We start from the raw sequence: 11,879 nt of genomic DNA on the forward strand, positions 1-11,879 counted from the left end.
CACTGATGGTAGAAACCCGCCCCACAATGGACAAGCCCAGGGAAGATATATTACAATGAAAATGGATAAATAAGTTAAGGAGAGTATTGTCTTGCCGGAACTACTTAAAGCTTTACATAAATACTTCGGATTTGCTGATTTTCGCCCCGGTCAGCGTGAGGTAATCGAACAAGTGCTAAAGGGTACGGATTTGTTAGCCGTAATGCCTACCGGGCGCGGCAAGTCTTTATGTTATCAGCTGCCCGCTTTAATGATTCCCGGGGTAACGTTGGTGTTCTCCCCGCTGGTAGCATTAATGAAAGACCAAGTAGACAGTATGCATACCCTAAACCTGCATCAGGTCACTTTGTTAAACAGTCAATTAACCTGGGAAGAACAGCGCGAGCGCATGCAGGGCATTCGGCGCGGACTTTACAAACTGATTTACGTGGCTCCGGAACGCCTGCGCAGCCGCAGTTTTATCAATTTAATTTCCGAAATACCGCCGCAAATGGTAGTAGTAGATGAAGCACACTGTATCTCACAATGGGGGCACGATTTTCGCCCCGATTATCTATTTTTGAAAGATTTTATTAACAGTTTGCCCAAAAGGCCGACCGTTTTGGCACTTACTGCAACTGCCACACCGCGGGTGCAGCAGGATATTTTAAAACAGTTGGGCATTGAAGGGGCAGCCAAAGTGGTGGCCGGCAGTGATCGCCCTAACCTTTATTTAACGGTAAAGCGTCTGGATAACGGGGAAGAAAAATTAAAAATGCTGTCCAAAGTATTGGCTCAAGAAACGGGTAGCGGCATTATTTATGCCGCAACGCGCAAAGAAACGGAAGAAGTGGCACAGTATTTAATTTCCCGCCTGAAAATCAATGCCGCTCCCTACCACGCCGGCATGGGTGCTGACCAGCGGGCTGAGGTGCAGGACGGCTTTATCAGCGGAAAATATTCGGTGGTAGTGGCTACCAATGCTTTTGGCATGGGCATTGACAAGCAGGATATTCGCTTTGTGGTGCATTACAGCATTCCGGCCAGTCTGGAGGCTTATTATCAGGAAGTGGGACGGGCCGGCCGGGATGGGCTGCCGGCTCGCTGCACGCTGTTTTATACCAAACGTGACCGTGCTTTGCAGGAGTGGATGATTGATAACGATGCCATTACTCGTGAGCATTTGGTAATTTTATGGAAGGCCTATCAGCGTTCTTTAAATAACGGGCATGCGGTTTTAAATTTAGCTGAATTAGCTAATGTAGAATTGGATGAAAACCGTTTGCGTTTGCTGATTAGCGCATTGGAACGTCATGGTGTAATGTCGCTGGTGGAACGGAACGGAGAGTACATGGAAGTTGCCAGCGGACAGGTGGCAATGGGCCCCAAGATAGCACAAGGGATACTGGCAGAAGCACATAAACGGCAGATGGAGCGGCGCAGCAAACTGGCTGCCCTGGTGAACTGGATCAACACCGGATACTGCCGTCGGGAGGTACTGCTAAAATATTTTGGCGAAAAGTTGCAAAATCGCCCGGAAAATTGCTGCGACAACTGCAGTGTGGCGGATAAGGAGGAAGAAGAGTATTCCTTTGAACCGCTGGAAGTGCTGCATTGTGTGCGTCAATTGCGATATGGCGTAGGGCGCACAAAACTGGCAGCCATTCTTCAAGGCTCTAAAGCCAAAGACATTCTGGAGCGGGATTATCACTTGCTGCCCCATTACGGAAGACTAAAGAAACACTCCCAGGCGGCGATTTTAGCCATGGTGGATCGACTGCTTGGTGACGGTTACTTGATGGTTGATGGAGACCGGTATCCGGTGGTGGAGCTTACTCCTAAAGGATGGGAAGCGATTTCGCTGGGCAACCCACTGCCGCTGCCGCCGGAGGCTGTAAAAAGCTCAAGCCCGTCCTCTAAAAAGCCGGATGATCGGCTGCTTTCGGCGTTGAAGGAATACCGCAGCAGCTTAGCCAGAAAGTTTCAAAAACCGCCCTTTTTGTTTTTTCACGATCGGGTGTTAGAGGAAATTGCCGCTGTTAAGCCAACCACAATGGAGGGCTTAGCACGCATTCCCGGTATCGGCGATAAAAAGTTGCAACAGTACGGCGCAGATTTATTGGCCATTATTGGCTACCATAAGTAAGCATTGATGTGCTATTTCCTGCCGGTCCGAAAAGAAATGTTGCATCTAGCGAGAACGGGCGGAGGTGAGATTCTCCCCACAGGCGGGAAAAAGGAAGTGTTAGCGATAAAATGGGGGCGGCAGGCATACTGACCCGTAAAGAAACGTTGCGATAAAAGACGCCAAGGCATTTGACCTTATGCTTTCGATCAGAAAACTAAAGCTTTCGCCTACGCCCTAAAGGGCTGGCCGGAACCTAAGTTTTCTTTACGTATTGTAAATGCCATGGCGGCAAAGTAACGTTACATTTACGAAAACGGGCAGGGGCGGAACCCTGCCCTTGCAGGTGAAAGGAAGAATTATCGGTAAAATGTAGGGGTCGGCAAGCAGGCCGACCCGTTAGGAAACATTACATTGGTGATAAGCGGGCAGCTGCAGCACTGCGAACTGGCAGTGCTGCAGCTCTCCAAAAACAAACCGCCGGTATTGTAAAAGGCTAAACTTATGTCCGTGGTATACAGATAATTTGGCCGACGCGCAGGTTATCGGGGTCAACATCCGGGTTAGCCCTTCTGATTGCCTCTACGGTAGTGTTGAAGCGCTGGGCCAGTCTAAAGAAAGTGTCGCCTGCTCTGACGGTGTACTCGAAAGTACCCCGCGGGCATCTGCCCGGCTCAGAAGTTTCCGGTATACAGATAATTTGGCCGACGCGCAGGTTATCGGGGTCAACATCCGGGTTAGCCCTTCTGATTGCCTCTACGGTAGTGTTGAAGCGCTGGGCCAGTCTAAAGAAAGTGTCACCTGCTCTGACGGTGTACTCAAAGGTACCCCGCGGGCATCTGCCCGGCTCAGAAGTTTCCGGTATACAGATAATTTGGCCGACGCGCAGGTTATCGGGGTCAACATCCGGGTTAGCCCTTCTGATTGCCTCTACGGTAGTGTTGAAGCGCTGGGCCAGTCTAAAGAAAGTGTCGCCTGCTCTGACGGTGTACTCAAAGGTACCCCGCGGGCATCTGCCCGGCTCAGAAGTTTCCGGTATACAGATAATTTGGCCGACGCGCAGGTTATCGGGGTCAACATCCGGGTTAGCCCTTCTGATTGCCTCTACGGTAGTGTTGAAGCGCTGGGCCAGTCTAAAGAAAGTGTCGCCTGCCCTGACGGTGTACTCAAAGGTACCCCGCGGGCATCTGCCCGGCTCAGAAGTTTCCGGTATACAGATAATTTGGCCGACGCGCAGGTTATCGGGGTCAACATCCGGGTTAGCCCTTCTGATTGCCTCTACGGTAGTGTTGAAGCGCTGGGCCAGTCTAAAGAAAGTGTCGCCTGCTCTGACGGTGTACTCGAAAGTACCCCGCGGGCATCTGGGCTGCGGTGATCCCGGTATACAGATGATTTGACCCACACGCAAATTATCTGGATCAACGCCGGGGTTAGCTCTTCTGATAGCTTCTACAGTTGTATCAAATTGTTGGGCTAAGCTGTAGAAGGTGTCACCTGCTCTGACGGTGTAAGCAAATGTCCCCCGTGGGCATGGTCTCGGCCCCGGATCCGGTACTCTGGGAATACAGATAATTTGCCCGACACGTAAATTATCAGGATCAACCCCCGGGTTTGCGGCCGCAATTGCTACTACCGTAGTATTAAATCTCTGTGCCAAAGAGTAAAAGGTATCGCCTGCTTGTACGGTGTATTCAAAAGTGCCGCGGGGACATCTTCCCGGTCCCGGTGCTACCGGCACACAAATTGTTTGACCGATTTGTAAATTATTCGGATCAACACCGGGGTTTGCATCAATTAAGGCCTGTACGGTAGTGCCAAATCTGCGGGCAATAGCAAAATAGGTGTCTCCTGCGCGAATAACGTACGGCATTGTTCCACGCGGACATCTGTCCGAATCAACACCCGGGATACAAATTACCTGGCCGATGCGCAATCTATCCGGTTCTACATCGGGGTTGGCATCCATTAATTCATCTACCGATACATTAAATCGGCGCGCAATAGTGAAGAAAGTGTCGCCTGCTCTAATGGTGTAAAGTCTTCCTCCCGGGCAGTCCGGCTGCTGGCGGGATTCAACATCTGCCGATGCTGATTGTTCCTGAACTGTAGCCCGTCCGGGAATACAGATTGGCTGGCCTACCGAGATGTTATCCGGATCTTGAATTTGCGGGTTTGCCTGCAGCAAACGCTCTAACGTAATGTTATTGCGGCGGGCAATATTAAACAGTGTATCGCCCGGTCTGACGTTATAAATGGTGCCTCCCGGGCAGTTAGGCTGTGTGCCGATTGGGATGCAAACTACCTGACCGATTCTAAGTCTATTGGGATCAACGCCGGGGTTAGCCCGAATGATTTCATCTACACCGACACCAAAGCGCTGGGCCAGTCTAAAGAAGGTGTCGCCGGCCTGAATAGTATATTCCCGAGTGCCCGGTCCGCATACACCGGGTTCTTGACCGGGGATACAAATAACTTGGCCGATGCGCAAATTATTGGGGTCAATGCCGGCGTTAATTTCTAAAATAGCGTTAACGGTAGTGTTAAACCGTTGCGCCAGCCGGAATAAGGTATCACCGGATCTGATGGTATAAGCAAATGAGCCCTCCGGACATTCGCCATCTATTGCCCGCGGTATACAAATTCTTTGACCGATGCGTAAATTATTGGGATCAATACCCGGGTTTACCCTTATTAGTTCATCTAAGGATACGTTAAAGCGGCGGGCAATAGCAAACAAGGTGTCGCCCGCTCTAATGGTGTAAAAAATTCCGCTTTCGCAGGGCGGTTGACGGGTTAAATCACTCATGATATTTATCAGCTCCTATTCAGAGGTTCTATCACATATTACGTAGAAACAGTCAGAAGAGTGATTGATGTCGACCAAAAAATATAAAAATCTTTTTAGGGGATTCAAATTATGAAAGTTATTAAAATTGTTTTTCTGCCAATTGCCGCGGCAGTGCTGGCTGTTTTGTTTTTTGGTTTAAGCGGGGTAAATTTGCTGCCAAAATGTGAGGTAGAGAAAATAGTAGCAGCAGTAGACAAAGATACCGACGGAATATATGACGCCGATGACATAGTACAAGGGGCCAGAAAAGAGGTAGCTAACCAACCCCGTTACCGTGATGCTTATTACAGCGGTGGTTATCCGCCGGAGAATGAAGGGGTGTGCACTGATGTGGTTTGGCGCGCTCTGAAAAACGCCGGTTATGACTTAAAAGCAATGATGGATCAAGACATTGCTCAAAATATAAGTCACTACCCCAGAGTAAACGGCAGTCCTGATCCTAATATTGATTTTCGCCGGGTGCAAAATCAAATTGTTTTCTTTAGTCGGTATGGCAAAAGTTTAACCACTGAAGTTATACCTTGGGATGCCGAAAATTTAAAACAATGGCAGGGTGGGGATATTGTTATGTTTGGGCCAAATTATGAGCACGTGGCTATTGTATCCGATAAGCGCCGGCGTGACGGTGTGCCCTTAATCATCCATAACGCCGGGCCGGTGCCGCAGGAAGAGGATTGTCTGCTATCCTGGCCGTCGCCCATTACTCACCACTTTCGTTTTCCCAATCCCGATAATAACTAATAATCGGGATTTTTTATTACCTTAAATTACTTATCTTATTTTTATTAAATTTGTAACCGGTTATTTTAGTGTGGTAAAATATAGCACGGCTGTTTTTATAACGGTCTCATAATTATTGATTATAGGGTGGTTTGTTCATGAAAAAGGTAGAAATATATACTGACGGTGCTTGTTCCGGCAACCCCGGACCGGGAGGTTACGGGGTGGTTTTATTGTATGGAGATCATAAAAAAGAATTGTCCGGCGCTTATGCCAACACAACCAACAACCGGATGGAAATTATGGCAGCCATTAAGGGTTTGGCAGCTTTGAAAGAACCATGCCAAGTTACCCTCTATACCGACAGTCAGTACTTGGTAAACGCAATAACAAAAGGCTGGGTAAAAAAATGGCAGGCCAATAATTGGATGCGCAATAGAAACGAGCGGGCTAAAAACGTAGATTTATGGATGGCTTTGCTTGAGCTGTTAGAAAAACACCAAGTGGAATGGGTTTGGGTAAAAGGCCATGCCGAGAACGAGTTTAACAACCGCTGTGACGAGTTGGCAGTCAAAGCAATAAAAGAACAGCCACATCAAACAGATATAATACAACGATAACTGTCATTAGGAGTGATTACTTTGCAACTTAAGCCATTCTTGCTTGAACGCTGGTTTGCCAAGTATGAGTTTGAAGTTAAACATAACCTTTGTGCCAGCTGCGCTTCATCAACCAATACTACGCGGCTGCTGCGCCTGGCCGGCTTAGATGTTGCTAACGAATACCTAAGTTTAGATTTGGATTATACGCAAAACCCCGGTGACCCCAGACTGCGTGAGCAAATCAGCACTCTTTACCATAAAATAAGCCCGCAGCAGGTGCAGGTAACTACCGGCGCTTCTGAGGCAATATTTTTATTAATGAACGTTTTAGTTGAGCCGGGGGATAACCTAATAGTGCTGGATCCGATTTATCAATCGCTGTTTGAAGTAGCGCAAGCGGTGGGAGCGGAAGTGCGACGCTGGCCGCTGGTGGAACCGAATTTTACCTTAAACCTGGAAGCACTGCCGCCGTTAATGGATGAACGCACCAAAGCGGTAGTGGTTAATTTTCCTCATAGCCCTACCGGTGCCATGATTACCCGCAAAGAACAACAGGCATTAATTGAGATCATAGAAAAACATAAATGCTACTTAGTATCGGATGAAGTTTATGCGGGAATTGTCTATCACCCGGAAGATGCACTGCCCCGGGCAGCGGATTTATCACCCTGGGCGATTAGCATCGGCGATATTACCAAGCCCTGGGGACTGGGCGGTTTAAGAATTGGCTGGTTGGCAGCACAAAATACCGAGCTTTTGGCTGCTTGTTCGGCCATGCGTGATTATACCACGATGTGCAATGCTGCCCCGGCAGAGTTTTTAGCGGCCATTGCCATTGAATACAGGGAGCAAATTTTGGCAGAAAAAATACAACAAGCGAAAGAAAACATCCGGCTTTGGCAGCAGTTTTGCGATCAGCATCCCGGTGTGTTTTCTTGGGTGCCGCCCCGCGGCGGGTTTACTGCTTTTCCTCGGTTAGAACCGGATATGGACGCGGACGATTTCTGCCGCCGCTTAGCAGAGGAACACAGCGTATTGCTGCTGCCCGGATCCACCTTCAATCGGCCGAAACATGTGCGCATTGGTTTCGGCAAAGAACCGGCTGAATTTGCCGCCGGTTTAGCAGTACTGGGCAAATTTATAGAACAACTGATGAAATAAAAAGTAGGGCATTGTACTTAGAAAAAGCGGCAATGATTATTCTCGGCCGTTGGTTATTGAAGGAGCAGGCCGGCCAACGGCCGAGAATATTCACCGGCCTGTTTGACAATGTATCTAACTAATATATAAAAAGTTCAACTACAAAAACAGAAAGACAGGCTAAAATAGATACCTTGAACAAACTTGCGCCGTGATAGGCAAAAACAACGGCTACAATAAAGCCGGCAAGTGCCGACCAAGGGGAAGCGGTGGCCCCCAGTATGGCCGGGAAGATCATTACCGCTAAAGTTACATAGGGTACATAATATAAAAACGACTTAATATAAGTATTTTTAATTTCTCTTCTAATCAGCGTCAACGGCAGCATTCTGATCAGATAAGTCACAACTGCCATCACTAATATGTAGGTATAGACATTATCCTTCATTAGTATCCTCCTCTACCGGGAACAATGCCGCTGCAATGCCGGCAATTAAAATTGTCAACAGAATGATCTTAACACCTGATGAAAGGGTGTTCAGCAGAGGAAGTACTGCGAACAACAAGCTGGCGGTCATAGAAATTAAGATAATAGTAGCAAGCAATTTGTTGCCTTTGGTTGGGGGTATGATTATAGCTAACAGCATGCCGTACAAAGCAATGCTTAAAGCACTGACAATCCTTGGCGGCAGGATGTTTCCGGAAACCACTCCTAAAAGGGTGCCCAATGTCCAGCCGGGCAAAGCAACACTCATCGCCCCGTAAATATAATAAGGATTTAGCTTGCCGTTAACGGCAACTCCTAACCCGAAAATTTCATCTGTGACACCAAAAGCCATGACAATACGCTGCCATAGCGGTGTATTGTGGTCAATCTTTTGTGACAGTAAACAAGACATCAAAATATATCGTGAGTTAATAATTAGTTGAGCAATTGCCATTTCTAAATAGGTAGCAGTTGTGACGATTAAAGTAAGCCCGGCAAATTGCCCGGCTGAGGTAAAATTAGTTGCTGACATTAATGCTGCCGGAAACGGGTGCAGGCCGGCTTCCTTGGCAATGATTCCGAAGGAAAAGGAAACAGCAAAATACCCCAAACAAATGGGAATGCCGTCTTTTATCCCTCTCTGCCATGCTGTAAAGTTTGTGTTCATCAAAAACGGCCTCCATACAAGTAATATGTATAATTATACATTAAAGAGCGCAAAGAGAATATAAAATTTATAAATTTTTTGGTACTTGTTCACTTGTCAGAACAGCGGTAAAGGCCGTTCCCACCAATTAGGAAAGGCGGTTTTAGGCTGCCAAGGCATTTACCTTCGCAAACACGCCGGCGCATATAAATTAACGAGCTCTGCCGCCTCCGGGCGCCGCTAATTGAAAGCATAAAATCAAATGCCTTGGCAGCAAACAAAAAACTCTCTGTATGACCGGTCAGGCATGCTTCTTCCTGCACTACAATTGAAAGACCAAATTATCGGTGAGATGTAGGGGCCGGTTTCCACGCCGGCCCGCTTAAGTAACGTTGCATTTGCGATAACGGGCGGGGGCTGGAACCCCTTACAGGCAGGCAAAAAAGGAATAAAATATAGGGGCCGCTCTATAGCCCCTTTTAGCTAGTCCATAACAGACAGAATGTAATATCCCAAGTAGCCGACTAATATTACGCCTATTACGTGAACTATCCAAAAGCCGACATTGGGATAGCCCCAGATTGTTCCGGCCAGCGGGCTGGGGTTTTTTGTTTCTTCAGCCATAAAAAAACCTCCTTAATTAATTTTTTTATTAGCTTACCCGCCGGCTGGCTTTAATATCAATTTTTAGGCTTTAAATTTCTTTTTGAACGGTGTTTGTTTGCTCTTTGTTTTTGCTAGGCAGCGAAATTTGCACTAAAATGACACTGCCAATAACCAGCAAAATACCAAATCCCTGCAATAAAGTAATCTGTTCGTGGAAAACTATTGCAGCCAATAACACAGCCACTACCGGTTCCATGGTGGCTATAATGGCGGCCTTGCTTGATTCAACAAGCTGCAATCCACTAGTATAGAAAATATAGGCAAGTACGGTAGGAACCAGCGCAATCAGCAGGGCAAAGCCGGCAACCTTAGGGTCCTGCAGCATGTCAACCGTTTTCCAAGGGTGGCCAAACAGCGACAAAAATATTGCACCGAAGGCAAAGGAGTAGAAAACGGTAGTCCACGGCGAACAATTATCTAATGCCTTTTTACTGAAAATGCTGTATAATCCGTAAGAAAGCCCGGCCGCTAACCCGGCTAAAAGTCCAAGAAGATTTAATTTAATTTGTTCAATATTATAGGCCTCTGCCACCAGTACACAGCCGGTTAACGTCATCACTAAAGCCAGTGCTTTTTGCACGGTAATGGCTTCATTAAAAACAAATCTGGAGATAACCGTGACAAAAAACGGAGCGGTGTAAAGCAAGATGACGGCAGTAACAATGGTTGTTAGGTTAACGGCCGTTAAGTAGCTCAAATTAAAAATACATACCGATATTAAGCCGGCAGCTATAAACAGCGGCAGCTGCTTTGCATTGACCGTCAACTCTTGACGACGGAAAAGCAGCAAATACAAACCAAGAATTAGCGTGGTGATTAACACTCGATAGTTAGCAACTGTTACCGATGACAGTCCCAGATTAAAAAGTACGGTACTGATGGCTCCCAATGTTCCCCAGCAGGAAGCACCTAAAGCAACTAAAATGTAGCCTTTTTTCATTAAGAAGAGTCCTCCGTTAATGCTTTATTAGTGGAAATAGTTTTAGTTTTTTGACGGTTTAACATATCATTTAACATATCATTTGCTTGATGGTTTGTCTATATCTCGAATATAACTTTTAGGAGATGGAAAAATGAGTGCGGTGATTATTGTCAGTGCCTGTTTGGCCGGTGAAAAATGCAAGTACAACGGGGGAGATAATTATCATCCCCAAATTGCTAAAATGGTGCGGGAAGGTCGGGCGATTGCGGTGTGTCCGGAAGTGCTTGGCGGGCTGCCCACACCGCGAGCGGCATGTGAAACCCGCGGCGGTGACGGAAATGATGTGTTGGACGGCAGGGCGGAAGTGTTCAACAAATACGGTGAGAATGTAACCAAAGAGTTTATTAACGGAGCCCAAAAGGTGTTACAAAAGGCTATTGATAATAATGTACAGGTGGCGGTGCTAAAAGAACGCAGTCCTTCATGCGGTGTGCGGCAAATTTATGACGGCAGCTTCAGCGGGGTAAAAATTAGCGGTCAGGGAGTAACGGCTGCCTTATTGGCGAGACATGGCATTAAACTATACAGTGAGGAAGAGCTGGATGATTTATCTTAGCTTTTTGCTGATTGTTTTTGGGCTTTTAGTTTTTACCGTTTCCCTGTTGGCGGTAATTTATCGGCTGGTAAACACCGGCGGCTGGCAACGAGGGGATGATGTTGCCCGCCGCTGGATTAAAATCGGCTTAAGTGGCTTAGGTATGATTTTGTTGGGGCAAATCATTGCTGCCCGGCTGTTTTAAATTTCCCTGGCGCTCAACTTTTCTTGGCGGTGACTTTTCACGCTGCAGAAAAACACCGACTATTACCAACAGTCCGCCCAGCATTTGTAGTAGGGTAAGTTTTTCATTAAGAAATATAAAACCTAAAATTGCCGTTAACAGAGGTTCAGACGTACTGACAATAGCGGTGCGTGATGCTCCTATGAGGCTTACGCCGTGGAAAAAGCAAAAAGTGGCAATTACGGTGCAAACCACCGCTAAGGAAAAAATTGCTGTCCAAGCGCTAAAGTTAAGTTTTAAAGTCAGTGTGCCGCTGAATAGTGCACCGGCAGTAAAAACCACAGCCAGTGCAGATGTCATATAGGTGTTTAGAATCAGTACAGAAAGGTTTTGCAAAAATTTTGCCCCGCCTATTATATAAATAGCATTAAACACAGCGGCGACAACGGCAAATGCCACACCGCGCGGATCTAAGTTGTTTACCGGCTGGCCTAAAATAACCGCACTGCCAACCAATGTGAGCACCAGTGCGGCGATTTTATTGGCGGTAAGCGGTTCTTTCAGCAGGAAGTAAGCCAATAGGGTGACAATTGTCGGATAGAGGTATAAAAATAAAATTGACATCGCCGCCGGAATATAGCTAAAAGAATAAAACAAACAAACCACCGCTACCCCTTGTGTGCAGGCGGCAAAGGCCAGCAGCTTAACCAGCTGACCAAAAGGCAGGCGAAAGTTTTGTTTAGTTATTAGCACAATGCTCCAATAAATAGCGGCAGCCATTAGATAACGAAAAACCAAGGCAGTAAGAACGGTTGCTCCGCCTTGGTAAGCAAATTTGGCAGCTATCCCTTCGATACTATAACTTAGCGTAGCGATTAATACCAGCAAGATACCGATGTTACCTTTTTTTAAAATCTTAGCTTGCTCCGTCAACTTATTGTCCCCCAAAGAATACTTTCTATATT

The 11,879-nt window shown here is 46.9% G+C and carries 12 protein-coding genes; 6 read left to right on the top strand and 6 right to left on the bottom strand.

Going from position 1 to position 11,879, the window contains the following annotated elements; genetic code table 11:
* The first annotated feature begins 91 nt into the window (after positions 1 to 91).
* A complete protein-coding gene (locus ACZ5NG_RS03915; RefSeq protein WP_464252694.1) occupies positions 92 to 2,125 on the top strand; it encodes a RecQ family ATP-dependent DNA helicase in 2,034 nt (677 codons plus the stop codon).
* A 481-nt stretch (positions 2,126 to 2,606) separates the two neighbouring features.
* Here ACZ5NG_RS03915 and ACZ5NG_RS03920 read toward each other — a convergent pair whose 3' ends face one another.
* On the bottom strand, positions 2,607 to 4,910 hold the full coding sequence (locus ACZ5NG_RS03920) for a LysM peptidoglycan-binding domain-containing protein (RefSeq protein WP_464252695.1): 2,304 nt from the start codon (positions 4,908 to 4,910) through the stop codon (positions 2,607 to 2,609).
* Positions 4,911 to 5,021: 111 nt separating this feature from the next.
* On the opposite strand from ACZ5NG_RS03920, the gene ACZ5NG_RS03925 reads away from it, so the two are divergent.
* The 3 genes from ACZ5NG_RS03925 to ACZ5NG_RS03935 all read left to right on the top strand — a co-directional run bounded on the left by ACZ5NG_RS03925 (position 5,022) and on the right by ACZ5NG_RS03935 (position 7,435).
* Positions 5,022 to 5,693: a DUF1287 domain-containing protein gene (locus ACZ5NG_RS03925; RefSeq protein ID WP_464252696.1), complete on the top strand. Its 672-nt coding sequence runs from the start codon at positions 5,022 to 5,024 to the stop codon at positions 5,691 to 5,693.
* 137 nt (positions 5,694 to 5,830) lie between these two features.
* Positions 5,831 to 6,292 (top strand): ribonuclease HI, encoded by a 462-nt coding sequence (gene rnhA, locus ACZ5NG_RS03930; protein WP_464252697.1) that lies wholly within the window; start codon positions 5,831 to 5,833, stop codon positions 6,290 to 6,292.
* Positions 6,293 to 6,313: 21 nt separating this feature from the next.
* Positions 6,314 to 7,435, top strand: coding sequence for an aminotransferase class I/II-fold pyridoxal phosphate-dependent enzyme (locus ACZ5NG_RS03935; protein WP_464252698.1), 1,122 nt, complete (start codon positions 6,314 to 6,316; stop codon positions 7,433 to 7,435).
* Between the two features lie 118 nt (positions 7,436 to 7,553).
* On the opposite strand, the gene ACZ5NG_RS03940 is transcribed toward ACZ5NG_RS03935, so the two are convergent.
* From ACZ5NG_RS03940 to ACZ5NG_RS03955, 4 genes are all read right to left on the bottom strand, one after another.
* Positions 7,554 to 7,862: an AzlD domain-containing protein gene (locus tag ACZ5NG_RS03940; RefSeq protein WP_464252699.1), complete on the bottom strand. Its 309-nt coding sequence runs from the start codon at positions 7,860 to 7,862 to the stop codon at positions 7,554 to 7,556.
* On the bottom strand, positions 7,852 to 8,568 hold the full coding sequence (locus tag ACZ5NG_RS03945) for an AzlC family ABC transporter permease (protein ID WP_464252700.1): 717 nt from the start codon (positions 8,566 to 8,568) through the stop codon (positions 7,852 to 7,854). The genes ACZ5NG_RS03940 and ACZ5NG_RS03945 overlap by 11 nt, the downstream gene beginning before the upstream one ends.
* A gap of 462 nt (positions 8,569 to 9,030) precedes the next feature.
* The gene (locus ACZ5NG_RS03950; RefSeq protein ID WP_464252701.1) at positions 9,031 to 9,171 is read right to left on the bottom strand and encodes a hypothetical protein; all 141 of its coding nucleotides are present in this window, start codon (positions 9,169 to 9,171) and stop codon (positions 9,031 to 9,033) included.
* 70 nt (positions 9,172 to 9,241) lie between these two features.
* Complete coding sequence (locus ACZ5NG_RS03955) at positions 9,242 to 10,153, bottom strand: DMT family transporter (RefSeq protein ID WP_464252702.1); 912 nt, start codon at positions 10,151 to 10,153, stop codon at positions 9,242 to 9,244.
* Positions 10,154 to 10,295: 142 nt separating this feature from the next.
* On the opposite strand from ACZ5NG_RS03955, the gene ACZ5NG_RS03960 reads away from it, so the two are divergent.
* Complete coding sequence (locus ACZ5NG_RS03960) at positions 10,296 to 10,751, top strand: 2-thiouracil desulfurase family protein (RefSeq protein WP_464253105.1); 456 nt, start codon at positions 10,296 to 10,298, stop codon at positions 10,749 to 10,751.
* Positions 10,738 to 10,935 carry a hypothetical protein gene (locus ACZ5NG_RS03965; RefSeq protein WP_464252703.1) on the top strand — a complete coding sequence of 66 codons (198 nt, stop codon included), beginning with the start codon at positions 10,738 to 10,740 and terminating at the stop codon, positions 10,933 to 10,935. The genes ACZ5NG_RS03960 and ACZ5NG_RS03965 overlap by 14 nt, the downstream gene beginning before the upstream one ends.
* Here the strand turns inward: ACZ5NG_RS03965 and ACZ5NG_RS03970 are convergent.
* Positions 10,888 to 11,847: a DMT family transporter gene (locus ACZ5NG_RS03970; protein WP_464252704.1), complete on the bottom strand. Its 960-nt coding sequence runs from the start codon at positions 11,845 to 11,847 to the stop codon at positions 10,888 to 10,890. The genes ACZ5NG_RS03965 and ACZ5NG_RS03970 overlap by 48 nt on opposite strands.
* Positions 11,848 to 11,879: the final 32 nt, after the last annotated feature.

Source organism: Desulfovectis peckii, from assembly GCF_055391705.1.